We start from the raw sequence: 24890 nt of genomic DNA, 5'->3' as shown, positions 1-24890 counted from the left end.
CAGGCATCCACCGGCGCGGCGAACTGCGGCTCTCAGTCGTCGCTCGCGACGGGGTCCGAGAGCGCCAGCAGCGGCGCCAGCTCGGCGCGCGAGGTGATGCCGAGCTTGGGAAAGGTGCGGTACAGATGCGCGGCGACCGTGCGGTGGGACAGATGCACCCGTTCCGCGATCTCACGGTTGGAGAGCCCCTCCGCGGCCAGCCGGGCGATCAGCGCTTCCTGGGGTGACAGCAGCTCGGTGAGGGACGGAAGCGCGTGGTCGGGTCCTTGGGCGGAGGTGCGGCCCGCCCAGTCGGAGGCTCCGACGATCTCGAAGGTGGTCCGCGCCGACAGCAACAGCGTGCGCGACCGGGCGGCCTGCCGTCGGCTCCGCAGCCACTGCCCGTACGCGAGTTCCGTCCGCGCCCTGACCAGCGGCCAGCGCGCCAGATCCTGCCCCAGCGCGACCAGGTACAGCTCCTCGGCCACGGCGTCGGCGGCCAACACGGCGCGCGCGTAGGGCAGTTGTACGTGCAGCAGCGGGGCGGGCGTGACGTCCGCGGCTTCTTCGAGTACGGCGAGAATCCGCGCGGTGTCCCGACGGTCGCCGCCCCGGTCCGCGGCCAGGGCGAACGGCATCACCGCGGCGAAGTCCGTCCTGCGCAGGTTCTCGGGCGGCTGGTCGAGAAGCGGTCGCAGCTCCTCGTACGCCTCGACGTACCGGCCCTCACCGAGCCGCGAGATGCCACGGGCCAGCCGCAGGGCAGGGAGGAGACCGCAGAGCCGCAAGGCCGCCCCGGAATCGTCCGGTTCCGTCACGCGGTGGGCCTGTCCGCGCAGAGCGGCGGCGATCGCGTCGGTGCCGGTGAGTGCGGCGAGGGCGGTCGGCCGACAGGTCCCGGCGAGGATCCGGCGGGCCTCCTCGGTGAGCCGGGTGGCCCGCGGCCAGTCCCCGAGCACCAGCAGGTCGGCGGCCTCGGTGAGGAGGGTGTCCGCCAGCAGACCGAACCGGCCCTGCTCGCGGAGAACCGGTTCGGCCCGGGCAAGCAGGTCGACCGCGCGGACCGGGTCCCCGATCTCGTGCGCCGCCGTGCCGAACAGCCGCAGGGCGTCAGCGTCGGGGAGGTACCACACACTCTCGCTCGACGGCAGCCACTCGGCCACCGCCCTGCCGTACCGCACGGGTCCGGTCAACGCCAGCGCCGCGAGGTGCCGTGGATCGCCCGAGCCGTCCAGCCGCTCGGCGGCCACGCCGACACGGGCTCGTAGTACGGGGTGAGCGTCGGTCCGCCGAGCACGTTGTGCTTCGCTCAGCAGCAGGTCGAGAGCCAAGTCGGGGTCGCCTGCCGAGAGTTCGGTGATGTCCGGTAGGGGTGTCCGGGCTGGATCGGGTCGCGGGGGCGGGGCCGAGGCCGGGTCCAGACCCGGGTCCGGGGCGGAGGCGGAGGCCTGATCCGGGGCCGGGGCCGGGGCCGGGGCCGGGGCTAGATCCATATCCGGTGCGGGGGCAAGGTTCAGGTCCACGGCCGGGGCCGAGCCCGAAGCCGGGCCTAGGGTCAGGCCCAGGGCCGAGGCAAGGGCCCGGGCCGAGCCCAGGTCCGGGGCCGGGCCCGGCGCCGGTGCCAGATCCGAGGCAGGTGCCGACTCCTCGGCCGAGCCCAGGGCCATTGCCGGAGCCGAGGCCGCTGCCAGGGCCGGGTCCGAGGACGGGGCCAGGTCCGAAACTGGCGCCAAGTCCGAGGCCACCTTCAAATCCGTCTCCGTGATGTCCCGTAGCCATCCGGCCTTCGCGCGGTCCGCCGGGCGGAGTTCCTGGCGTTCCGCCTCCTCGATCAGGGAGTGCGTCAGGTGGGTGCGGCCGAGGTCGTACGCGTGCTCGGCCGCGTTCAGGTAGCGGTGGCCCCGGGTGGGTGAGTCCGTGGTGAGTTGGGCCGACCGTTCGAGCGCCCGGATCGCGGCGACGACTCCGTGCCGTCGGAGCAACGAGCCGTGCGCGTCGGCCAGTTCGTCCGCCAACTCGTCGTCAGGACCGTCGATCGACTGGGCACGGTGCCAGGTGCGCCGGGCCGGGTGTTCGGCCAGCACCTGCGCCAGGACGGCGTTGGCGGATCGTCGGCGGGCCGGGGTCTCCGCCGCCAGCACCGCGAACCGCACCACGGGGTGGCAGAAGCGCACGGTCGTCCGGTCGAGGCGGATCAGTGAGGCCTCGGCGGCGCGGTCGAGGAAGTCCACCGCGACGCCGCGCCCGGCCAGGACGGCGGCGGCCGCCAAGATCTCCGCCAGGTCGCCGACGTGATCGACGGCCGCGACCAGCAGGGCGTCCCGGGTCCGCGCCGGCAGTTCGTCGAGCCCTGCGGCGAACGCCTTCGCCAGTGCGGGACTTACCGGGAGATGGGTCCATGAACCCGCCGGCCCCGTCGCGAACGCCGTCGCCAGTGCGGGGCTCACCGGCAGGTGGGTCCATGATCCCGCCAGCCCCGTCGTGCGCCACGCGGCGGGGAATTCGACCAGAGCGAGCGGGTTGCCGAGTGCCTCCGCGAGGATCCGCTCCCGTACGGCGGGCGGCAGTGTCGCCGCGTGCCGGGCCAACAGCCCTTGCGCCGCGGGCTCGTTCAGCACCGGTACGTCAACCACGGGCGCGACGGCCCGGGTTCGTACGCCGCGGATCGCCCCGACGACTACGAACGGGTTGTCGCCCACCCTGCGCGCGATGAACGCCATGACATCCCGGGTGGGCCGGTCGAGCCGGTGCACGTCGTCGATGATCAGCACCGTGGGCCGCTCGGCCGCAGCGGTGGCGATGAGGTTGAACGCGGCCAGGGCCACCTTCAAGGTGTCCGACGGTGGCACGGAGCCGTTCTCCAGTGCCGACCGCAGAAGCGCGCTCTGTCCGGCGGGAAGCGCGTCCGCGGTGCCCAGTAGCGGCCGCAGCACCTCGCGCAATCCGCTGAAAGGCGTGTCGTCACCACGCCCGGTGACCTCCAGGATCCGCCGTCCCGCCGTCCGCGCCTGGTCGGCCGCGGCCCGCAGCAGCGCGGTCTTGCCGACGCCCGGGCCGCCCTGCAGTACCAGGGCGCCACCCGCCTCGGGCAGCCTGCCCAGCATCTCCCGCAGGACCCTCAACTGCTCGTCGCGGCCAAGGAGTCCGGGCTCGTCCACGCGCCGCCCCAGTCTTCGAGTACGCCCCATGCCTTCTCGGCCGGATCGTAGGGGGAACCTCGACGGGAGGTCTTGAGTCATGTGACTGCACCTGGCACCGCACCACGTGACCGGACCTGGCACCGCACCACGTGACCGCGCCTCGCACCGCACCCGTGCCCGTCGCCGACCTCGCGGGTCAGACGTATCCCCGCCGCTGCACCACGCTCAGAGCCACCGCGCCCAGCGGGACGTTCAGCCAGAAGGTGAGCAGGCGGTAGACGAGCACGGCCGAGGTGGCCGCCCCGGCCGGCACCCCGAGTGCGGTCAGGCCGGCGATGAGTCCGGCCTCCAGCGCGCCCAGACCGCCCGGCACGGGAGCCGCGTTGGCGATCAGCCGGGCCGCCATGTAGACGGCGCCGATCTGGAGGAAGGGCAGGTCGCCGCCGAGCGCGTGGACGCTCATCGCCAGGCCGACGACCTGGACGAGCGGCAGACCGAGGGCGCCGACGACACCCACGACGACCTTGGACGGTTCGGTGGCGATACCGGCCACCGTCGATCCGGCCGCGCGCAGGAACGGCCACACCTTCTCCTGCAGGAAGCGACGGCCGCGCGGGGTGAAGGCGAGCAGCCCCCCGGCGACGAGCAGCAGCGCGAGGGCCCACAGCAGAACGCGGCTGTCGGGCAGGTCCAGGTGCACACCGGCGTGATGCCGTCCCGCCCAGGCGAAGAAGACGGCGGCGACCACGGTGTTGGACACCGCTCCCGCCAGACTCTGCAGCCCGACGGAGGCCGTGGCGGCGCCGGTCTCGATCCCCGTCTTCTGCAGATAGCGCAGGTTGAGCGCCATCCCGCCCACGTTGCTCGGCGTGATCCGGTTGAGCAGCGAACTGGCGAACTGCACCTGGTAGGTGGGGCCGAACGGCAGCCGGTCCGGGATGGTGCCCAGCTGCAGGCAGGTCGAGAACGCCTGCGAGATGAAGGTGACGGGCAGCACCGCGAGCACCCACCACCAGTTCGCGTCCCGCAGCGCGTGGACGGCCGCCGGGAAGTTGGCCAACTGCGGCAGGACGAGATGGAGGATCAGGAACGCGCCCACCAGTCCCAGGACGCTCTTCCACGTGAAGCGCGCCAGATGCGCGAGCGGCACCGCCTTCGTGCCCTCCGCCGTCTCGACCTCGCCGGCGAGATCGCGCAGCAGGCTGGGCCGCCCGCCGGCGCGCAGCGTACGCCGGCGGGCGGTACGGCTGTCCGCCCGCGCACGGTCGGCGTCGTACCGGGCGACCTCGTGCCGCGCGGGGCCCATCAGCGCGAGCGGCTGGAGGTAGGGCAGCGCGGTCGCCAGGCGGTCAGGGCCCAGACCGGCGAGCGCGCACGCGGTGGCGCGCCGGGGTCCGATCCGTACGGCGGTCGTGGCGAGCAGTTCGGCGAGGTCGCCGCCGAGCACGTCGGGCGGCGCGTTGAGCCGGCCGCGCGCGAACGCGGTGAGCCGGATCCCGCCGTCCGGCTCGACCAGTACGTGCTCCGGGCGCAACTCCCCATGCCCCAGCCGGTGTTCCTGGAGACGGGCCACGGACGTCCACACCTCGGTGAGGACGGGGTCGGTCCACTCCTCGTCCGTCAGCGCGGACAGCGCGCGGGCGTCCTTGTCGACGGTCGCCACGAGCGCGCCGCCGCCGGTCACCGGGTACGCCATCACGGGTTCGGCGACCCGGGCGCCGGTGCGGGCGGCGAAGACGAGCATGAGCAGTTCGTGCTCGGCCGCCCCGAGCGCCGACTGGGCGGTCGCGGCGGACGGATGGCGCAGCAGGGTCCGCCGGGCGAGCCGGTCGAACAGATCGCGGTTGTGCTCCTCGGCGCCGAGCACCCGTACCGCCAGCCGGGCACCGGTGGTGGTCTCGGCCCGGTAGACGGTCCCCTCCCCCGGCCGCTGCTCGGCCGCGGGCAGCTCACGCAGGGTGGCGACCGGGATGCCGGAGGCGACGAGGGCGTCCGCGACGGCCCGCGCCGGCGGACGGTCGGCCGGTGCGCCGATCATCAGCAGTACGGCGGACCCGGCGGCGCCACCGACGGCGAGCGCGGCGGCCGCGTCCAGCGGCACGATCCCCGCGGCGGCGATGCTCAGCAGGGCGCACAGGCAGGTCAGACCCCACAGCGTCCGCCGCAGCCGCGCCCCGAGCCATGGTCCGGCGGCCACGACGGCGGCCGCGCAGGCCGCCAGATACACGGCCGACGGCCAGTCCGCGCCGACCAGACCGCCCCGGCCGACCAGCACCTCCGGCCACGCGTCCGGCCTGCTGTGCGCCAACGCCAGGTGGGTGAGCGACCACGCGGCCAGCGCGCCCAGGGCGGCCGCGGGCACCACCCGGAGCACCGGCGCGATCCGTCGTCGTACGCACCACACCGCCAGGGTGGCGACCGGCGCGAGCATGGCGACGACCTGCACCGTTCCGACGAGGCCGTCCCGCAGGCCGGGCGGCAGGGCGGTCACCGAGGTGAGCAGCCCGTCCTGTGCCGCGCGGGCGAAGTCGCGGGTCGCGACGGCCAGCAGGACCGTCACCAGGAGGACGGCCAGGGACACCAGCAGCCGCCAGAGATCGGCCGCACGGCGTACGGCCCGTGGCGGCGGTACGTCGATCACCGGCGCCGGGGAGCCGTCCCGCGCTCCGCCGGCCTCGGACGCCGACCGGGTGCCCTCGTCTCCGATCACCTTGATCACGTGGCTCCTCGTCGACATGCCGACAACGCAGGATGCGACACCCGCGCCCCTCCTCGAATCGTCCTCCCCACACGGGCGACGCCGATGCTCTCCTCAGGCCATGGTCCGCGCATCCGTCACATGACTGCAACGCGTCCTGCGAAGACCGTCCGGGCCCCGTCCGTCGTGAGCAGGTCAAGGCTGAGGTAGCGGTTGCAGTCGTATGACAGATCGCGGCGAGGGACCGCGACTCTAGCGTTCACCGCGAACGCCACGGCCGCGACCGGCATCGGGGTCCCGGGCGAGGTCGGGCACCGCACGACGCACCGCCGCTCCATGTCAGGCACGAGTCGACACCCTCGTATGTGGAAGGTCACCATGCTCAGTTCGCCCAACGCACTCCTCTGGCGCGGCCTGTTGGCCGTCGTCGCCGGCATCGTCTCCGTCGCATGGCCCGACATCACGATCGGCGCCTTCGTCATCCTCTTCGCCGTCTACGCGTTCATCGGCGCGGCGACGGACGGCGCCCGCGCCTTCGCGAGCGACCGGGTGGGGCCGGTCGTCGGCTGGCTGCTGCTCGCCGTGCTCTCGTTGGTGGCCGGCGTGGTCGCGCTGGCGTGGCCCGGCATCACGGCGCTCGCGCTCACGATCTGGATCGCCGCGTGGGCGCTGACGACGGGCGCCATGGAGATCGCCCTCGCCTTCCAGCGCGGCGAATCGGCGGGCGAGCGGACCCTGTTCCTGCTGACCGGGGCGGTCTCGATCGTGCTCGCGTTCGTGCTGTTCGTCCGCCCGGACATCGGCGCGGTGTCGCTGGCCACCGTCTTCGGGCTCTTCAGCATCTTCTACGGCGTCTCGGCGGTCTTCGGCTCGTTCGAACTGCGGAGCCTGCGCACCCGGGCGAGCAGGTCGGATCCGGTCGGCGTCTGAGCGACACGCACTCGCGCCGCGGTGGCCGGAGCGCCGTCGCGGTACGTACCCCTGCGGGGCCGGTGCCGTCGGGCGCCGGTCCCGCGCCGGGCGTCAGAGGTCGGACTCGGCCGTCCACGCCTGCGGGCCCGCCGCGTCCTGCAGTTCTCGTCGCCCCTGTCGCCCCTCGTCGTGGGCGGCGTCGTGCTGGGCGAGCAGGGAGAGCAGCTCGGCCACCGTCAGCCCCGCCTCGGCGGGGTGGCGCAGACTGGTCCCCTGCTCGATGCGGTAGGCGTTGGAGCGGCCCTGGCGGGTGTGGGTGAGATAGCCGCCCTCCTCCAGATCGGAAACGATCTTCTGGACGGCACGCTCCGTGAGCCGGCAGCGCGCGGCGATGTCGCGTATGCGCGTGGTGGGATCCTCGGCGATCGCGGCCAGCACGCGGGCGTGGTTGGTCAGAAACGTCCAACCGGTGTGTGATTCCGGTACTCCAGACATGTCCACAGCGTAGGGCGTTTGATTCACGCATTCAAAAGGGCGAACCAGATTTCCTGTATCTCTTGACGTATCCCTGATGGCGGGGCAAATCTTGGGGTGGTGAACACGCGCGGACCTCTCTGGAGCGGCTGCCATGCCTGAACGTGCATCTTCGAGCGTGGGGATCGAGACGCACCCCGCGGGCGACTGGACGCTCGTGGTCGTGTCCGGGGTGCTGGACATCCATACCGAGCAGGCTCTGCAGGACGCTCTGCGCGAAGCCCTCGGCCGGTCGATCCGCGGCATCGACCTCGATCTGCGCGGTGTCGAGTTCTGCGACTGTTCCGGCCTCAACACGCTCCTGAGCATTCGCCGGCGCGCTCTCGACGAGGGCAGGACCGTCACGCTCCAGGTGGCCGGCACGGCCGTGCAGCGACTCCTCTCGATCACCGGCACGCGCTCGCTCTTCACCGTCCTGGACGAGGGCGCCGAGGGTGACGAGAACGGCCGTGCGGCGTCGGAGGCGCCGGCCGAGGCGGAGGGGATCTCCCTCGGCGACGCCGACCAGGACCTGCGCATCGAACTCGTCCAGCTCCGACGCGCCATGCAGACCCGCCCCGTGATCGACCTCGCCCGCGGCGTGCTGATGGCCTCCTTCGGCCTCAGCGCCGAGGACGCCTGGAAGGTCCTGGTCGCGCTCTCCCAGAACACCAACACCAAACTGCACCACGTCGCCGACGACCTGGTCGGCGCCGTCACGGGAGCCGCCCTCCCGGAGTCCTTCCAGCAACAGGTGGCCGCGACGGTCAACGGACTCCGGACGGAGCCGGTGACACCAGGGGTCGGCGAACGGTGAACTCGCCTTCCCCGCAACCGAGTTGAGAGCATCGCCCACCGGCTAGGCTCGATGCCATGTCAATCGACGACGAAGCCCTCGTGGCCGAGCAGATTGCCTACTACCGGGCCCGCGCACCCGAGTACGACCGTGTCTACGCCGAACGCACGGACCTGCGCGAGCTGTTGACCACGGTCGACGACCTCCCGATCACCGGCGACGTACTCGAACTGGCCTGTGGCACAGTTCAGTGGACACGAGTACTGGCCGCGCGGGCGCGCACGCTCACCGCGGTGGACGCCTCACCCGAGGTACTGGAGATCGCCCGGGAGCGAGCCGGTTTCCCCAACGTCCGGTTCGCCCGAGCCGATGTGTTCGGGTGGCGTCCGTCGCGCCGCTTCGACACCGTGTTCTTCGCCTTCTTCCTCTCCCACGTCCCGCTGTCGCGGCTGAGCGCCTTCTGGGAGACCGTCGCCGCCGCACTCGCCCCGGGCGGCCGAGCGGTCTTCATCGACGAGGGCCCCGCCGAGGCCACGCGCGATGAAGTCGCCGCGAAAGTACGTCGACTCGACGACGGCCGCGAGTTCCGCATCGAGAAGATCTTCCACGCCCCGGACACCCTCACCACCCAACTCACCGCGCTGGGTTGGTCGGTGGAGGTCCGGAGCCGGGGAGGCTTCATCGTCGGCGTCGCGCAGGTGTCTGTGGGGGGCGGCGCGGACTAGCCGACCCCGGGGCCGACGGGTACGTCTCCGCGCAGGGTGATCCGGTGCATCACGCGGTGCTGGTCGCCGTAGTCGCGGTTGGCGTAGTGCGAGGTGGCGCGGTTGTCCCACAGGGCCACGTCGCCCGGCTGCCAGCGGTGGCGGACGGTGTGTTCGGGCTTGACGAGGTGGGCGTAGAGGATGTCGAGGATCCCCCGGCTCTCGTGCTCGGAGACACCGACGATGTGCGAGGTGAAGCCCGGGTTGACGAACAGGCCCTTGCGCCCGCTCTCCGGGTGTACGCGGACCACGGGATGCTCCACGGGGGCCAGTTCCGTGACCACCTCGCCCTCCCAGACGTTGCCGCGTCCCTCGCGCTTGCGCGCCAGGTAGTACCCGAACTCGCGGCTGCCGTCGTGCACGGCGGTGAGCGGATCGATCAGCGCGCGCAGCCCCGGCGACAGTGACTCGTAGGCGAGCTGGCTGTCGGCCCACGACGTGTCCCCGCCGTGCGGCGGCAGGACCACGGCCCGCAGGACGGAGATCGCGGGCGGACGCCGCATGAAGGTCACGTCGGTGTGCCACACGTCCGCGAACCCGTTGTCCTGGCTGTCCAGCGAGTACACCTCGTCGGGCACGTCACCGGAGTCGTGCACGGGATGCCCTGCCGTGACCTCGCCCAGACGCCGGCCGAAGTCGATCTGCGCGTGGTCGTCGATGTCCTGCCCGGGCAGGAACAGCACCTTGTACGCCACGAGCGCGGCCCGGACCGCCGCGACCTGCTCGTCCCTCGGGCGACCGAGGTCGACACCGTGCACCTCGGCGCCGAAACTGGGCCCGAGCGGGGTGATCCGCAGGCCGACCGCTGCGTCGGTGATGACTGTCATGCTGTCGATCCTGATCCCCGGAACCGCCGATCGCGCTCCCGCGGATGCGATGTTCACGAAGGTGAAACGATCGGCCGCGCCGTCGGCCCGCCGCAGGCCAACCTCCGACCGTCTCGCCCCGCCCCCCGAACACACGTTTTCTTGCCAGCCCTCGGTACCGGAAGGTTCACTGGTCGCGTGCCGACCTTCGCCACCACGCTGACGGGCTTCTGGCCCTCGCGTCGTGTCTATGTCTTCGACGTGTTCTGTTGCCGCGCGCCGCTCTCGCCGCCCGCGCAGCACCTTTCGGAACACTCGAGAACAGAGGTCCACCATGTCCGTGACCGATGAACTGCTGGCCAACAACGCCCGCTACGCCGAGACCTTCTCCGGCCCGCTCCCCCTGCCCCCTTCGAAGCAACTCGCCGTCGTGGCCTGCATGGACGCCCGGCTGAACGTGTACGCGGTCCTCGGCCTGAACGACGGCGAGGCGCACGTCATCCGCAACGCGGGCGGCGTGATCACCCAGGACGAGATCCGTTCGCTCGCGATCAGCCAACGGCTGCTGGGCACCGAGGAGATCATCCTCATCCACCACACCGACTGCGGCATGCTCACCTTCACGGATGACGGCTTCAAGGCCACGGTCGAGGAGGACACCGGGATCCGTCCGTCCTGGGCGGCGGAGGCCTTCGGCGACCTCGATTCGGACGTCCGCCAGTCGATCGCGCGCATCAAGGCCGACCCCTTCGTCGTGCACAAGGACCACATCCGGGGCTTCGTCTTCGACGTCGCGACCGGGAAGCTCAACGAGGTCAACTGACGCCGGCGGCAAGGAACACGCTCACGCCGGGGCCCCGGGCGGGCCCGGCGTGAGCGGCCGGTCGGCGACGCCGTAGAGGACGGCATCGACAATGACGTCCGCGGTCACCGCGTCGCGGTCGTTCCCGCCCAGCAGGAACCGCCCGTGCAGTGGTCCGACCAGCAACTCGAAGATCAAACGGTGATCGCTCCCCGGAGGCAACTCACCCCGCGCGACGGCCCGTTCGATGACGACGGCGGCGTGGTCCAGGCGGGCGTCCCAGTAGGTGTGCTGCAGTTCGGCGAGGCCGTCGTCGCGCGACCGGACCACGTCGATGAGAACGGCCCCGAAGGGTGAGCCGAACAACGCGCGTACGCCCTCGACCAGTTCGATCAGATCGCTCCGCACATGACCGGTGTCCGGTACCGGTACGGCGCCGTCGACAGCATGCAGGATCGCGTCCCGGATGAGGACTCCCCGGTCGCGCCACCGGCGATAGATCGAGGTGTGATGCACCCCGGAGCGTTCCGCGACCGCGGGGATCGTGGTGGCGTCGAGCCCGTCGTCGACCAGGATCCGCGCCGTGGCCTCCAGGACCTGCAGACGGACACGCGCGCTCCGACCTCCGGGGCGTTGCATGGGTGCGCTCATAGACTCAGGCTAACGCACGTGGGGTTTGCGTTTGATGAAGACCCCGCCTAGCATCCTCACTAAGGCGACGCGTATGTGCGTTTAGAAAGCGCGAAACCGTAGCTGATCGACACGATCAACACGATCGACATTGCGGAACGCCTCAGCGTCCCGCCCGAGTTCAGCCAAGTGATCACACACAGTCAAGGAGCGGGACATGCCACGTCCGGACGGATCGCGGTCGATCGCGCGGACGATCGGGGCCGTCGCCCTGATCGTCGCCGCGATTCAGTACGTGATCGCCGAAGCGGTTGCGGCTTCGGACTGGAAGGACCCGCACTACAGCTACAGCTACAACTTCATCAGCGACCTGGGGGTCTCCTCGTGCGGGGGCCGGGTCCAGGGGCGGACGATCTGTTCACCGCTGCACACGGTGATGAACGCCGGCTTCATCGTGCAGGGCGGGCTGGTCATCCTGGCGGCACTGCTGCTGTTCCGCCTCCTGCCGGGCCGCCTGCGCTGGATCTGCCTCGCCCTGGCGGTGGTGCATGGCGTGGGCATCACCCTGGTGGGGCTGGTGCACGGTTCCGCCGAGTCGATCGAGGACGGGTCGATGGCCTGGCACGGTCTCGGCGCGGCGATGGCGATCCTGGGCGGCAACGTCCTCTGGATCGTGGTGGGCTTCCACACCCTGCGCACCCTCGGGCAGCGGCAGTTGGGGATCTCCGGAATCGCGCTCGGCACGCTCGGACTGGTGTGTGTGCTGCTGTTGATGACGTTCATGCCTGACAACACCACCCCTGACGGCGTCGCGGTGTTCGAGCGCGGCTCGGTCTACACGATCATGGCCGCGGAACTGATCGCGGGCGTGGCACTCCTGAGGTCGCGCGCCACCACCCCTCAGCCACGGAACACGCCGCACCCTGTCGAAAGCCGACCGCTGTCCTGACACCCGCTCACACCCGTCGCGCCGCACTCACGCGCTGAATCCTTCGAGTTCGGCGATGCGGCGCAGCACTTCGCCGACGTCGACGCGTTCCATGGTCGGGTCGAGTTCGTAGTAGACGGCGAGTACGTTCTGCGCGATCCGCCCGCGTTCGTCGAGCCGGGCGAACCGGCCGAGGTTGATGTCGCGCATCGCGTCCTGCGGTGTCATCCCCTTCTCGTGACGCGCCCGTGCTTCTTCCCGCACCCAGATCAGGTAGTCGCGCACCTGGTGGATGCCCGCGGCGGCGATGACGGGCCCATGTCCCGGCACCACCAGGTCGGGCTCCAGGGCGAGCATCCGGTCGCAGGCGGTGATCCAGTTCGAGACGGGGCCCGCCCAGCTGATCGGGGTGCCCCCGATGAACAGCAGGTCGCCGGCGTACAGCACGCGTTCCGACGGTACGAAGACCACGCTGTCACCGGCGGTGTGGGCAGGGCCGAGGTTGATCAGCGTCACTTCGGTGCCGCCGACGTCCACGGTCAGTTCGTGGTCGAAGGTACGGGTGGCGAGGGTGGGAGTGATGGTGGAGAAGTCGAACGACCCGAAGATGTGCCGGGCGAAGCGTCCGACCGGGTCGGTCCGGGCGACCAGTCCCAGGGCGAGGTCCGGACCGTTCGTCACCATCTCCTCGGCGGTGGCCCGGGAAGCGATGATCTCGGCGTCGGCGACCAGTTCGTTGCCGAACCAGTGGTCGCCGTTGGCGTGGGTGTTGACCACGGTCCGGATCGGGTGGTCGTCGGTCACCGGACGCAGTCCGTCAAGCATCTCGCGCGTCATGGCCAGGTCGAACAGCGTGTCCACCAGCAGCGATTCACCGTCGCCGGTGACAAGTCCCGCATTGCTCCAGCCCCATGAACCATCGGGCACGAGCCAGGCGTGGCAGTGCTCGGTGAGACGGTGCGAGCCTCGGGTGTAGGGGATGTCGGGGTTCGTTGCCATCGGTCGTGTCCTTTCCAACGAGGTCGTCGGCGAAGTCGGCTGCGAGCGCGGTCAGGTGAGCAGCGCGCGGAGTTCCGCCTTGCGGATCTTGCCGACGCTCGTACGGGGGAGGCTGTCGACGAAGACGACGGCACTCGGGACCTTGAAAGCGCTCAACCGCTCGGCGCACCAGTCGAGAAGGGCTGTCGCCGTGAGCTCGTAACCGGAGCGCACGGCGGCGACGAGCACTACGGCCTCGTCACGGAGCGGGTCGGGGATGCCGACGGCGGCGCATTCGGCGATGGCGGGGTGGGCACCGGCGACGCGTTCGATCTCGCCGGCCGAGACGTTCTCGCCGGACCGCTTGATCATGTCCTTGGTCCGGTCGACGAAGTACAGGAATCCGTCGGCGTCGCGACGTGCGAGGTCGCCGGTGCGCAGCCCCTGAGCCGTGAAGGTCTCCTGGGTGGCGGGCACGTCGCGCCAGTAGCCGGCGGCGAGTGTTTCGCCGGGGCGTCCGGCGATGCGCATCTCGCCGGTGCCGGGGCCGTCGACGACGGTGCCGGCCTCGTCGACGAGGTCGACGGTGACGCCTGCGATCGGTCTCCCGATGCTGTCCCAGCGACGGTTCTCGTCGTGCGGGTTCATGGTGGGTGGCAGGACGGTCTCGGTCATCCCGTACAACTGCACCAGGCGGGTGCCGAATCGGCGCTCGAACACGGCGGCGTCGGCGGTGGTCAGGTTCTGGGCGAACAACACCGCCCGCAGCCAGTTGAGTTCGTCGCCGGGCTGCGCCGTGCTCGCGAGGATCATGCGTACGGGTGCGGCGAACAGGCTGGCGAGAGTCGCGCCCGTCGCTCGTGCCTGGCCGGCCCAGCCACTGGCCGAGAACCGCGGCGAGAGCGCGAGCGACGCGCCCCGGACCAGTGCCGACATGGTGCAGTAGTACTGGGCGTTCGCGTGGAAGAGCGGCAGCGTGATCAGCCACCGGTCCGCCGCGGTGACCGCCAGCTGGTCGGCGACGGCCTTGCCCACGGCGACATAGTTCGCGTCGGTGACCACAACGCCCTTGGCGCGACTCGTGGTGCCCGACGTATAGAGGATCGCCGCGGCCTCTCCCGGCCACTCCTCGTCCACGTCCGTCGACGCGCCGTCGCGGTACAGATCGTCGACCTCGGCGGCGCTGCGGATCGAGACGACCGGAGCCGTCTCGCAGAGGATGTGCCGGAGTTCGTCTCCCGCGGACTGCGGATTCGTGGGGACGAGGACGGTGCCGCCGAGCGCCGTGGCGAACCAGACGTCGAAGAACTCGGGGCAGTTCGGCACCTGCACATGGACGCGGTCGCCGCGCCGCGCACCACGGCGGCGCAGACCGGCCGCCACGCCTCGGCTCCGGGCCAGTTGCTCGGCGTAGGTGATCGTGCCGCCGTCCGGTAGGACGATGAAGACACGGTGCGGGTCGGTGGCATGGCGGCGCAGCAGTCCGGCGACGGTGTCAGTCATGGCTGATGTGGGCCGGCGGCGCGCCGTGATAGCTGGCGACTCCCGCGTGTACGGGAGGGATCCGCTTCTCGCCCACGACGTTGCGGAGTACGCCGACGCCGGACGCTTCGAGTTCGACCACGTCTCCCGGCCGGATCCATCGGCCGAGTTCGAGACCGCAGCCGCCGCCGACCGTGCCGACCGCCAGGAACTCGCCGGGATACACGTCCTCGTCGAGCGAGGCCCAGGCCAGCACTTCGGCGAAGGAGAACTGGCGCTCCTTGGACGTGCCCGACGTCCATGTCTCGCCGTTGACCCGGGCGCTCATCGCGATCGACCACTCGTCGACCTCGTCCGTCGTCAGGACGCAGGGGCCCATCGCGGTGCAGAAGTCCTTGCCCTTGGAGGGCCCGATGGACAGGCTCATCTCGAAGAGCTGGATGTCGCGGGCACTGACGTCGTTGAAGATCGTGATGCCCGCGATGCGCTTCTCGGCCTCCCGCGGTGTGAGGTCGCGTCCGCCGCCGGAGGTGAAGAAGCCGATCTCGAGTTCGAAGTCGAGCTGGTCGGTGTACGACGGCCAGAGCAGCTCCGCGTCCGGGCCGACGACCGTCTCGACGTTGCACTTGTAGCAGATGGGCATCGCCGCGAATGCCGGCGGTACGACCAGCCCCGCGCCGGTGGCATGGTGTTTGTACGTCAGATAGTCCCGGATGCGACGAGGTCGTGGCACCGGTGCGAGCAGTCGGACCTCGTCGGCCGCGTGCACCACCGGGGCACCGTCGTCGTCGGTGAGGGTGTCGCCCCGTCGGTGCCGGGCGCGCGCGATGTCGATCGCCCGGCGTGCGTGATCGAGGCCGCGGTCACCGCTCTCGAAGAACGCGACCATCTCCGTCGCGACCTCGGGTGCCCGCTCCACGGCTGCCGGGCCCGAGCGCAACCGTTGCTCGGCACGCAGCACCGCCTGCGGTTCGACCACGGTCCCGCCGTCGAGGACCCCCAGTCGCGGTCCGCCCGCGACGGGCTGGAACGTCACGAGTCGCATGTCCCGTCTCCTCTCCGCTGATCGTGTCGGGGCTCAGAAGGAGATCCGGGCCGCGGCGGCCTGGCGCCGGGGTTCCGGGTAGACCGTGTCGAGATCAAGCGGTTTCGGCAGCGCGGCCAGATCGGCGATCACACCCGGGCGCTCCGGCCGCCAGCCGAGCTCCTTGCGCGCCTTGTCGCCGGAGGCACGGCAGTTGGACCAGAAGTCGAGCTCACCGGCCCGGCCGTTCAGCCTGCGCATCGTGGCGTAGTCGACGAGTTCGAGTTCGCCGCCGAGGCCCGCGGCCGCGCTCACCGCCCGTGCCACGTCCATGGCGCTCACGGTGTCGGTGGCGGCGATGTAGAGGCCTCGGACGTCGGGGGTCCGCAGCACCAGGGCATACAGGTCGGCGAGATCGTCGACGTGGACGAACGTGGAGGCGTTGTCGTTCTCCACCGCGTGGACCACGCCGTGCTTGCGGACCCTGGCGAACATCCGGCCGATCGGCCCGATGTAGCCGCCGCCTCGGCCGTAGACCTGACCGGGCGAGACCAGGATCGTCCGGACGTTCTCGACCGTCGTCAGCTTGCGCTGGATGTCGCCGAAGTGACTGTAGAAATACGGCGGTGAGATCGGATCGTCCTCCGTGACGACCCGGTCCGGGACCATGATCCCGGTGTCCAGCCAGATCCCGGTGCCGCCGTTGAACACGTAGGGCTTGTCGGTGCCCGCGAGCGCGTCGAGCACGGCGTCCGTCGTGGCGACGGCCTCGTGCACCGTCTCCAGGGCCTGCGTGAGAAAGCCGCCGCCGCTGAGCTGGACGACCCCGTCGGCCGCCGCGGACTGTTCGGTGATGACGTCGATATCGCCCAGTGCTCCGCGGACCGGTTCGATTCCCGCCGCGCGGAGCTGCGCGGCCGAGTCCTCGCTGCGCGCGAGACCGGTGAGTACGTGCCCCTCGCCCTGCAGGCGTTCGGCGACCACCGACCCGATGTAGCCCGTCGCCCCGATGACAAAGAGTTTCACAGCAGCCTCCGGCACTAATGCAGATCAGATGTGCGTTACAGCGACCGTAGGCGCACCGAACGGCAAACGCAAGAGGCGTGTGCATTAAGCTGGTCCGGGGTCGGTGCTCGACGTGAGGGCGGTTCGATGGAGCTCAGAAGTCTGAATCTCAATCTGCTCCTCCATCTCGACGCGTTGCTGTCGCGGCGGAGCGTTTCCGGGGCCGCGGAGACTCTCGAACTCAGCCAGCCTTCGGTCTCCGCCGCGCTGGGCAGACTCCGCCGGCATTTCGGCGATCCGCTGCTGATCCGTCAAGGGAACCGGTACGAGTTGACGCCGCTGGCGATGCACCTGCGGCCGCTCGTGTCGGACGCGGTCGACGGGGCCGAGCGGGTGTTCATGACCCAGGGGGAGTTCGACCCCGCTACCGCGCGTCGCGAGTTCACGGTGCTGGCCAGCGACTTCTGGCTGGAGGTCATGGGGCCGACGATCAGCCGTCTGCTCACGGAGCGGATGCCCTCCGCCTCGGTCCGCTTCGAGCTGCCGCGTGACGTGCAACTCGAAGCCCCGATGGACGGTTTGCGCAACGTGGACGGGGTGCTGGCCCCGCGTGGGGCGCTGCACGGCCCCCGTCATCTGGAGCTGCTGAGCACCCAGTGGCGGTGCGTCGTCAGCGCGGACAACCCACGGGTGGGTGGCACGCTCGACCTGGACACGCTGGCCGCTCTGCCGTGGGCCGTCTTCGCCGACCGGTCGTCGACGGCGCACGACGTCACGTCGATCGTCATGCGGCAGGTCCGGCTCTCCGGGATCACCCCACGTGTCGAGGTCTCCGCCGGCACCTTCTCGGCCCTGCCGGCCTTTGTACGGGGCACCGATCGGGTGGCGGTGGTGCACCGTTCGCTGGCCGAGCAGGCCGCGCGGACCATGGGCTTGCGGGTCCTCCCGCCGCCCTTCCCGACGAACCCGCTGGTGCAGGCGTTCTGGTGGCATCCCCACCGCGACCACGACCGTGGGCACCAGTGGTTCAGAGATCTGCTGCGTGCGGCCGCCCGGCGGATCGCCACCGAGGAACACGACTTCGAGCCGGTATAGATCGCGGCTATTTCCGGCATCGGCAGATCGATCTTCCTCGGACCTCCCGTGTGACCGAGCGTGGAGACGCACCCCTGACACGCACCTAGAAGGGACGGATCCATGCCGGAGAACGCCAAAGTCGTTCGGTCACGCTGGTCTTCGGACGAGGACGCGCGCCGATTCGACGTCGTGAACCCCGCCACCGGGCGCCTGCTCGCGCAGGTGTACGGCGCGGGCCCCACCGAGGTCGACCTGGCCGTACGCGCGGCGGCCGAAGGCCAGCGATCATGGGCGCGCCGCACCCCCGCCGAACGCGGCGCGGTGTTGCGCAGGGCCGCCGAGGCGATCCAGGCACACGCGAAGGAACTGGCCGAGCTCGAATCGAGCGAGATGGGCAAACCGGTCTCGCAGGCACTCAACTTCGACCTGCGCACGGCGGTCGGGATCTTCGATCTCTTCGGCGGCCTCGTGCATGCGATTACGGGCGAGGCCCGTGACTCCGGTCCCATCCTGGACATCACCACCCATAACCCCTTCGGTGTGGTGGCCGGCATCGTCCCCTTCAACTGGCCGCCCATCCATACGGCGGGCAAGGCCGCGCCCGCGCTGGCGATGGGCAACGCCATGGTGCTCAAGCCCGGTGAGCAGGCCCCGCTGACCGTCATGCGTATCGTCGAGATCGTCTCGTCCGTCCTGCCGGACGACGTGTTGCACGTCGTGCCCGGCGACGGCGGCACCGGCGCCGCCCTGACGACGCACCCGCTCATCCGCAAGATCTCCTTCACCGGTGCGCCCGCCACCGGGACCACGGTGGCCAAGGCCGCTGCCGACAACCTCGTACCCACGGTCCTCGAACTCGGCGGCAAGAACCCCCTCCTCGTGTTCCCCGACGCCGATCTGGACGCCGCCGCCCGTGGCATCGTCGAGGGCGGCTTCTTCAACCAGGGCGAGGCCTGCACGGCGGCCTCCCGCGTGCTCGTCCATCGCGACATCCAGGACGCTCTCGCCGAGCGGGTCGCCAAGGCGGTGGCCCGGCTCGTCGTCGGCGACGGCGCGGACGAGCGGACGCACGTGGGTCCGCTGGTCACTCGGGCACAGCAGGAACGCGTCCTCGGCTACCTGCGCATCGGCGAGCACGAGGGCGCCCTGGTCGCCGCGCGCGCCCAGCTTCCGGACGATCCGGCGCTGGCGGGCGGATTCTTCGTACCGCCGACGCTTTTCACCGGGGTGACGCCGGACATGCGCATCGCTCAGGAGGAGATCTTCGGCCCCGTGGTCTCGATGATCGCCTTCGACGACGAGGAAGAGGCGATCGAGATCGCCAACGGGACCGAGTTCGGGCTCGTGGCCGGTGTCTGCACGCGCGACCATGAGCGCAGCGTCCGGGTCGGGCGGCGGCTCGACGCGGGCATCGTCTTCGTCAACCACTACCACCGGGGCGCGGTCGGGGTTCCCTTCGGCGGGATCAAGCACTCCGGCTACGGGCGCGAGCACACGCTGGAGACCCTGCGGGAGTGGACCTACACGAAGACCCTGCGCCTGCCGTTCGGAGAGGGTCCCGTTCCCGAGTGGGACGCGGTCGACGACGTCTTCGACACCGTCACGGAGACCGACTGATGCCCGGGACACCGCCGGTCACCGATGTGCACGCCCACGCCGAGGTGCCGGGTGTCGAGGAGTTGGTGGCCGGGCGCGAGGAGTACGCACGGGAGCAGCGTGAGACGGCCCGTCGCCTCGGCGGCGAGTCGTTCGCGGTCACGCTGGGGGTCCTGGCCGACGCACGCGAGCGGCTGACCGACCTCGGAGCGCGACTGGCCGCCATGGACGCCGCGTCAGTCGCCGTGCAGTTGGTCTCGCCCAGCCCGACGCAGTACCACTACTGGGCCGACGCCGCACTCGCCAGAGAGCTCTGGACCGCCACCAACGAGGGCATCGCCGCGCTGTGCAGGGCTGCGCCAAGGCGGTTGGCAGGGCTGGGAGTTGTGCCGCTGCAGCATCCGCGGCTCGCGGTGGAGGCCCTGGAACACGCGATGTCGGACTGCGGGCTCAAGGGGATCGAGATCTCGTCGTGGGCACCGGCCCCGGACGGTCGGATCATCGATCTGTCCGACCCCGGGCTCGACGAACTGTGGGCACGGGCAGAGGAGTTGGACGCCGTGGTGTTCCTGCATCCGCTGGGGTGCACCGTCGACGGACGGCTGGACCGCTGGTACCTGGACAACGTCATCGGTCAACCGCTGGAACACACCATCGCCCTCAGCCACCTGATCTTCTCCGGCGTCCTCGACCGCCATCCCCGGCTCAGACTGTTGGCCGCCCACGGCGGCGGATATCTGCCGACCTACCTCGGCCGGTCGGACCACGCCTGGCACGAACGGCCCGACGCGCGGACGTGCCTGCTCCCGCCGAGCGCGTACATGCAGCGGATCGCGGTGGACTCCCTGGTCTACTCGCCCGACGCGCTGCGCACGCTCGTGGCCGTCCTCGGCGCCGAACGCGTCCTGCTCGGCACGGACTACCCCTTCGACATGGGCGTTTCGGATCCGGTCTCCCGTCTGGACCAGGCAGCCCTGCCGACCCGGGACCGGAACCTGATCGCCGGAGGCAACGCCATGGCCTGGGGGCTGCTGCCGGCCGACGTGGCCAAAGGCCACGCCGCTGACATGGAACGGTCCTAGATCGACGACTACACGACCCTGGGCTTGTCGATCATGCTGCCGACGTTGTGGTAGAACACCCGGTTCTCAATGATCTTGCCGTCCTTGAGCGTGAACTGCTCGATGAAATGGGTCAGTTCTCCGGTCGCTACGTCCGTGATGCCGACGCACGCCGCGACGCGGTCGCCGTCGGCGATGGTGTAGTGCACCGTGATCTTGGAGACGTCGAGGTAGTTGGGCAGGATCTGGGCGAGACCGAGGAATTCGTCCTTGCCGTGGTAGGCCTTCCCGAAGGGCAGGAACACCGGCTCGATCACCGCGACGTCCTCGGACAGGTAGGAGAAGACCCCTTCGACGTCACCGCGGTTGGCGGCCGCGAACATGGCTTCGACGACCGCGCGGTTCTGGTCGGTCAGTGATGTGGCTGCGGACATGACGTATCTCCTCTGAGGCGTGATTCAGGCGTAGTTCAGACGTGTTCAGGCGTGTTCAGCGGTCGATCGTCGACTCGTTGAAGTCGTCGTGCCGGGCGCCCGTGGCCGGCGTGAGGGTGTCGAGGCGCCGCAACTGGTCGGCGGTCAGGACGACACCGTCGGCGGCGGTGTTCTCCTCGACGCGAGCGACGCGCCGGCTGCCGGGGATCGGGGCGATGTCCCCGCCCTGGGCGACCAGCCAGGCCAGCGCGATCTGGGCCGGGGTGGCACTGACCTCGGCCGCGATGTGCCGTACTTCTTCGACGAGTTGCAGGTTCTGCTGGAAGGCCTCGCCGATGAAACGCGGATTGGTCTTGCGCCAGTCGCCCTCGGGAATCTCCTCGGGCGTGCGGATCTCGCCGGTCAGGAACCCGTGCCCGAGCGGCGCGTAGGGGACGAGACCGATGCCCAACTCGCGCAGCAGGGGCAGCAGTTCGGTCTCTACGTCACGGGTCCACAGGGAGTACTCGGTCTGCAACGAGGAGATCGGGTGCACGGCGTGGGCGCGGCGGATCGTCTCCGGAGAGGCCTCGGACAGGCCGATGTGCAGGACCTTGCCTTCGGCGACCAGCTCGGCCACCGTGCCGATGGTCTCCTCGATGGGGGTGTTCTGGTCGACCCGGTGCTGGTAGTAGAGGTCGATCCGGTCGGTGCGCAGGCGTTTCAGGGAACCCTCGACGGCGGTGCGGATGTTGGCCGGACTGCTGTCGAACATGCCGGTCCCGTCCCCGGCATGGGACAGGATGCCGAACTTCGTGGCGAGGACGACCTGGTCGCGCCGCCCCTCCAGCGCCTGACCGACGACCTCCTCGCTGTGGTACGGGCCGTAGCTTTCGGCGGTGTCGATGTGGGTGACGCCGAGGTCGAGCGCGCGATGGACGGCGCGAACGGATTCGGCGTCGTCCAGACCGCCGCCGGAGAGGAGCGTGCCGGCCATGGACATGGCACCCAGACCGATCCGGGAAACCCGCAGGCTCCCCAGCATGGCGTGCTGCATCAGAGAACTCGTTTCTCGTCGAGGGCGTCGAAGGAAGACGAAGGTGTCGAGCGTGTCGAAGGAAAGCGGGTCGGTCGGAGGGAAGCGGCGAGGGCCTGCGCCCCCGGCATCCGCCCCGATCTCGATCACTCCGGCATCCAGCCAACATCCGTTCGCCCCGTCCCGACAGGCACTGCGAAAAGGGGTACTCACAGGGACCCCTTCCGGGACGCGGGCCGGGCCTACGCTTGATCGCATGGACGACAAGGAGGCCGCACGGGCGGCGGTCCGCGAGTTCCTCACCACGCGCCGCGCCCGGGTCACCCCGGCCGACGCCGGCCTTCCCCCGCAGGGCACCCGCCGTCGGGTGAAGGGCCTGCGCAGGGAGGAGGTCGCGCTGCTCGCCGGGGTCAGCCCGGAGTACTACGTACGGCTCGAACGCGGTCAGGCGACCGGGCCCTCCGCCGGAGTCGTCGACGCCGTCGCCGGTGTCCTGCGCCTGGACGAGGACGAACGCGCGCACCTCGGCCGGCTGCTCGCCGCGCTGACCCCCGAGGCCCGCAAGCGGCGCCGCGCCACCGCGAAAGACCTGGTCACCCCCGGCATCCGGGTGCTGCTCGACTCGATGGACCACCTGCCCGCGGTGGTCTTCAACGGCCGGTTCGACATCCTCGCGGTCAACGCACTGGGGCGCGCGCTCCTGGCGCCCGTGTTCGACCTGCCCGGACGGACGAACAGCGCCCGCTTCCTGTTCCTCGACGAGCCCAGGGCCCGGGACCTGTTCCCCGAGTGGGACCTGATCACCGCCGACACCGTGGCGATCCTGCGCATCGAGGCCGGCCGCCACCCCGACGACCCGGACCTGACCGCACTGATCGGTGAGCTCGCGACCCGCAGTACGGAATTCCGTACACGCTGGGCGACCAACGACGTACGAACCGCACGGGCCGGCGCGAAGACCTTCCGCCACCCGCTCATCGGCGAGGTCACGCTGCCCTACGAGACCCTGCGCATCGACGCCGTCTCCAGCCAGATCATCAGCGTCTACACTCCCCGACCCGGCTCCCCCGAAGCCGACGCGATCCGCCTCCTGGCCAGCTGGAACGCCGACAGCCGGCGGACCGACAACGCCTGAGGCCGGCGTCGGCACATTCGCCGCGCTGGCCCGTTCGCCCCGATAGCACGTTCGCCGCGCTGGCCCGTTCGTCGCGTGGGCGAATGCGGGCGTGTATCTGGTCGAGTCCGACATCTTTCGGTTCGCGAGGTGGGGGCGTACGGTCTGTTTTCCCCGCGAAGGGAGCCCGCCGCTTCACTCCCCCGGGAGCGGCGGGCCTGCGCGTGCCGGCCCGGGCGAGCGCGCCGTGGGGATCTTGATGTGGGCGATCGGATCGCGTGAGGCGATTTCCCGGCGAACCGGGGTAGCCGCCAGACACCCGGACCCGACGGTTGATCGCCCAGCTTCAAGGAGAACGATGTTCGCACTCACCTCCCGACGTCTGCGCGGCACCGCCCGTCGGGTCTTCGGCTGGCAGCAGCTGCGTCCGGCCCAACTGAGTGCGATGAAGGCCGTGATGAAGGGGCGTGACGTCCTGGCCGTCATGCCGACCGGCGCGGGCAAGTCCGCCGTGTACCAGGTGCCCGCGGTCCTGCTCGGCGGTCCCGTCGTGGTCGTATCGCCGCTGATCGCGCTCCAGCGGGACCAGATGCAGAGCCTGCTCGGATCCGGCGCGCTGCGCACCGCCGCCATCAACTCCGCCCAGCGCCGAAGCGACAACGACACAGCATGGGCCCGCATCAGCGCCTCCACGGTCGACGTGGTCTTCCTCGCTCCCGAGCAGCTCGCCAAGCCGGACGTCACGGACCGGCTCGCCGCCGTACGGCCCCGGCTGCTGGTGGTGGACGAGGCGCACTGCGTGTCGTCCTGGGGGCACGACTTCCGGCCGGACTACCTGCGCCTGCGCCACGCACGCCGGCGGCTCGGCAACCCGCCGGTGCTCGCCCTGACCGCGAACGCGGCGGCCCCGGTACGGCGGGACATCGCCGACCGTCTCGCCATGAACGACCCGGTGGAGATAGTGGCCGGCTTCGACCGTCCCAACATCGACCTGGCCGTGTCGACCTTCCAGGACGCAGCCGCCAAGGAGCGGTTCGTCGTGGAGCGGGCGGCCGTCGAGGAGAAGCCGGGCATCGTGTACGCGGGGACGCGGAAGGCAGCGGACAGCTACGCCGAGCGGCTGAGCGACCTCGGCCTGTCCGCCGCGAGCTACCACGCGGGCCTCTCCGCCGCCGAACGCGGCCGGACCCAGGACAGGTTCAGCTCCGGTGACCTCGACGTGGTCGTGTCCACCTCGGCGTTCGGGATGGGCATCGACAAGGCGAACGTACGGTTCGTGCTGCACGCCTCCGTCCCCGGCTCGCTCGACGCCTACTACCAGGAGATCGGCCGGGCCGGCCGCGACGGGGCACCGGCAAGGGCGATCCTCGCCTACCGCCCGCAGGACCTGGGCCTGCAACGCTTCTTCGCCGCCGGCGCGCCCGACGCCGACGCACTGCGCCGCGTCGTCGAGCGCCTGCGCGCCGAGACGGGCGCCGTGGCCGCGACCCGGCTCCGGGCCGACTGCGAACTGAGCGCGACGGCGCTGTCCGCCGTGCTGAACCTGCTGGAGGAGGCCGGGGCCGTCCGTACCGGCCAGGACGGCAGCCGCTTCACCGGCGCGGACGGGACCGACGGCGCCCGCGCGGACGACGACGTCGACACCGCCGTACGAAACGCCCTCGCCGTCCACGCCACGCACCGCAAGCTCGAACAGTCCCGGGTCGACATGATGCGCGGATACTGCGAGACGACCGACTGCCGACGGCGGTTCCTCCTCGGCTACTTCGGCGACTCCGTCCGTGTCCCGTGCGGGGCGTGCGACAACTGCACGGGCCCGGCGCCCAGCTCCGCGAGCGGGCGTCCCGAGGCCGCCGGACGGCCGCACAAGTCAGCCGTACGACGGCGCCGGTGGACCTGGGCCGGTGGGCGCGCCGCCCGGCCGGCGCAGACGGTCGCCCGCCCCTCACCGGACGACCACGCCTACCTGCCGGGCGTCCGCGTGCGCCACGACCAGTGGGGCAAAGGCGAGGTCATGAGCGAGGGCGACGGCAGGATCACGATCCTGTTCGAGTCGGTCGGCTACCGCACCCTGTCACTGGCCGTGGTGACGGACAAGCGGCTGCTCGTCGCGCTGCCGGACTCACCGCGCTGACG

The 24890-nt window shown here is 70.8% G+C and carries 21 protein-coding genes; 10 read left to right on the top strand and 11 right to left on the bottom strand.

Going from position 1 to position 24890, the window contains the following annotated elements:
- Positions 1 to 32: 32 nt before the first annotated feature.
- On the bottom strand, positions 33 to 3137 hold the full coding sequence (locus ACWDR3_RS02355; RefSeq protein WP_450350086.1) for an AAA family ATPase: 3105 nt from the start codon (positions 3135 to 3137) through the stop codon (positions 33 to 35).
- Positions 3138 to 3315: 178 nt separating this feature from the next.
- Positions 3316 to 5838, bottom strand: coding sequence for a flippase-like domain-containing protein (locus tag ACWDR3_RS02350; protein WP_450350084.1), 2523 nt, complete (start codon positions 5836 to 5838; stop codon positions 3316 to 3318).
- A 357-nt stretch (positions 5839 to 6195) separates the two neighbouring features.
- On the opposite strand from ACWDR3_RS02350, the gene ACWDR3_RS02345 reads away from it, so the two are divergent.
- Positions 6196 to 6747, top strand: a complete 552-nt coding sequence (locus ACWDR3_RS02345; protein WP_450350082.1) for an HdeD family acid-resistance protein — start codon at positions 6196 to 6198, stop codon at positions 6745 to 6747.
- Positions 6748 to 6840: 93 nt separating this feature from the next.
- Here ACWDR3_RS02345 and ACWDR3_RS02340 read toward each other — a convergent pair whose 3' ends face one another.
- On the bottom strand, positions 6841 to 7224 hold the full coding sequence (locus ACWDR3_RS02340; RefSeq protein ID WP_450350080.1) for a helix-turn-helix transcriptional regulator: 384 nt from the start codon (positions 7222 to 7224) through the stop codon (positions 6841 to 6843).
- A gap of 133 nt (positions 7225 to 7357) precedes the next feature.
- On the opposite strand from ACWDR3_RS02340, the gene ACWDR3_RS02335 reads away from it, so the two are divergent.
- Positions 7358 to 8059: an anti-sigma factor antagonist gene (locus tag ACWDR3_RS02335; RefSeq protein WP_450350079.1), complete on the top strand. Its 702-nt coding sequence runs from the start codon at positions 7358 to 7360 to the stop codon at positions 8057 to 8059.
- Between the two features lie 56 nt (positions 8060 to 8115).
- A complete protein-coding gene (locus ACWDR3_RS02330; protein WP_450350077.1) occupies positions 8116 to 8763 on the top strand; it encodes a class I SAM-dependent methyltransferase in 648 nt (215 codons plus the stop codon).
- On the opposite strand, the gene ACWDR3_RS02325 is transcribed toward ACWDR3_RS02330, so the two are convergent.
- Positions 8760 to 9629 carry a TauD/TfdA dioxygenase family protein gene (locus ACWDR3_RS02325; RefSeq protein ID WP_450350075.1) on the bottom strand — a complete coding sequence of 290 codons (870 nt, stop codon included), beginning with the start codon at positions 9627 to 9629 and terminating at the stop codon, positions 8760 to 8762. The two genes, ACWDR3_RS02330 and ACWDR3_RS02325, sit on opposite strands and share 4 nt — an antisense overlap.
- A 313-nt stretch (positions 9630 to 9942) precedes the next feature.
- On the opposite strand from ACWDR3_RS02325, the gene ACWDR3_RS02320 reads away from it, so the two are divergent.
- Entirely contained in the window at positions 9943 to 10431 is a 489-nt protein-coding gene (locus ACWDR3_RS02320) for a beta-class carbonic anhydrase (RefSeq protein WP_450350074.1), read from the top strand.
- A 21-nt stretch (positions 10432 to 10452) separates the two neighbouring features.
- On the opposite strand, the gene ACWDR3_RS02315 is transcribed toward ACWDR3_RS02320, so the two are convergent.
- On the bottom strand, positions 10453 to 11061 hold the full coding sequence (locus tag ACWDR3_RS02315) for a TetR/AcrR family transcriptional regulator (RefSeq protein WP_450350072.1): 609 nt from the start codon (positions 11059 to 11061) through the stop codon (positions 10453 to 10455).
- Positions 11062 to 11257: 196 nt separating this feature from the next.
- On the opposite strand from ACWDR3_RS02315, the gene ACWDR3_RS02310 reads away from it, so the two are divergent.
- Entirely contained in the window at positions 11258 to 11989 is a 732-nt protein-coding gene (locus ACWDR3_RS02310) for a DUF998 domain-containing protein (RefSeq protein WP_450350071.1), read from the top strand.
- A 27-nt stretch (positions 11990 to 12016) separates the two neighbouring features.
- Here the strand turns inward: ACWDR3_RS02310 and ACWDR3_RS02305 are convergent, their stop codons facing one another.
- Genes ACWDR3_RS02305 through ACWDR3_RS02290 form a run of 4 tightly spaced genes read right to left on the bottom strand, consistent with a single transcriptional unit; the run spans position 12017 to position 16478 of the window.
- Complete coding sequence (locus ACWDR3_RS02305; RefSeq protein WP_450350070.1) at positions 12017 to 12967, bottom strand: MBL fold metallo-hydrolase; 951 nt, start codon at positions 12965 to 12967, stop codon at positions 12017 to 12019.
- 51 nt (positions 12968 to 13018) lie between these two features.
- Positions 13019 to 14449 (bottom strand): class I adenylate-forming enzyme family protein, encoded by a 1431-nt coding sequence (locus ACWDR3_RS02300; RefSeq protein WP_450350069.1) that lies wholly within the window; start codon positions 14447 to 14449, stop codon positions 13019 to 13021.
- Positions 14442 to 15473: a fumarylacetoacetate hydrolase family protein gene (locus ACWDR3_RS02295; RefSeq protein WP_450350067.1), complete on the bottom strand. Its 1032-nt coding sequence runs from the start codon at positions 15471 to 15473 to the stop codon at positions 14442 to 14444. Before ACWDR3_RS02295 ends, ACWDR3_RS02300 begins: the two co-directional genes overlap by 8 nt.
- A 33-nt stretch (positions 15474 to 15506) precedes the next feature.
- The gene (locus ACWDR3_RS02290; RefSeq protein WP_450350065.1) at positions 15507 to 16478 is read right to left on the bottom strand and encodes an NAD-dependent epimerase/dehydratase family protein; all 972 of its coding nucleotides are present in this window, start codon (positions 16476 to 16478) and stop codon (positions 15507 to 15509) included.
- A gap of 126 nt (positions 16479 to 16604) precedes the next feature.
- Between ACWDR3_RS02290 and ACWDR3_RS02285 the strand changes: the two genes are divergently transcribed.
- The 3 genes from ACWDR3_RS02285 to ACWDR3_RS02275 all read left to right on the top strand — a co-directional run bounded on the left by ACWDR3_RS02285 (position 16605) and on the right by ACWDR3_RS02275 (position 20212).
- On the top strand, positions 16605 to 17552 hold the full coding sequence (locus ACWDR3_RS02285; RefSeq protein WP_450350064.1) for a LysR family transcriptional regulator: 948 nt from the start codon (positions 16605 to 16607) through the stop codon (positions 17550 to 17552).
- Positions 17553 to 17654: 102 nt separating this feature from the next.
- Positions 17655 to 19151 (top strand): aldehyde dehydrogenase family protein, encoded by a 1497-nt coding sequence (locus ACWDR3_RS02280; RefSeq protein WP_450350063.1) that lies wholly within the window; start codon positions 17655 to 17657, stop codon positions 19149 to 19151.
- A complete protein-coding gene (locus ACWDR3_RS02275) occupies positions 19151 to 20212 on the top strand; it encodes an amidohydrolase family protein (protein WP_450350062.1) in 1062 nt (353 codons plus the stop codon). The genes ACWDR3_RS02280 and ACWDR3_RS02275 overlap by 1 nt, the downstream gene beginning before the upstream one ends.
- A gap of 8 nt (positions 20213 to 20220) precedes the next feature.
- Here ACWDR3_RS02275 and ACWDR3_RS02270 read toward each other — a convergent pair whose 3' ends face one another.
- Positions 20221 to 20625, bottom strand: coding sequence for a nuclear transport factor 2 family protein (locus ACWDR3_RS02270; RefSeq protein WP_450350061.1), 405 nt, complete (start codon positions 20623 to 20625; stop codon positions 20221 to 20223).
- Positions 20626 to 20680: 55 nt separating this feature from the next.
- Positions 20681 to 21661, bottom strand: a complete 981-nt coding sequence (locus tag ACWDR3_RS02265; protein WP_450350059.1) for an aldo/keto reductase — start codon at positions 21659 to 21661, stop codon at positions 20681 to 20683.
- A 235-nt stretch (positions 21662 to 21896) separates the two neighbouring features.
- Between ACWDR3_RS02265 and ACWDR3_RS02260 the strand changes: the two genes are divergently transcribed.
- Together ACWDR3_RS02260 and ACWDR3_RS02255 are read left to right on the top strand one after the other, a co-directional pair.
- Positions 21897 to 22775: a helix-turn-helix domain-containing protein gene (locus ACWDR3_RS02260; RefSeq protein ID WP_450350057.1), complete on the top strand. Its 879-nt coding sequence runs from the start codon at positions 21897 to 21899 to the stop codon at positions 22773 to 22775.
- Between the two features lie 337 nt (positions 22776 to 23112).
- Complete coding sequence (locus tag ACWDR3_RS02255; protein WP_450350056.1) at positions 23113 to 24888, top strand: RecQ family ATP-dependent DNA helicase; 1776 nt, start codon at positions 23113 to 23115, stop codon at positions 24886 to 24888.
- The last annotated feature ends 2 nt before the right edge of the window (positions 24889 to 24890 follow it).

It is taken from the genome of Streptomyces sp. NPDC001002, from assembly GCF_053599215.1.
Note: the sequence above shows the minus strand (reverse complement) of the source record. Positions and strands in the feature narration are given on the sequence as shown.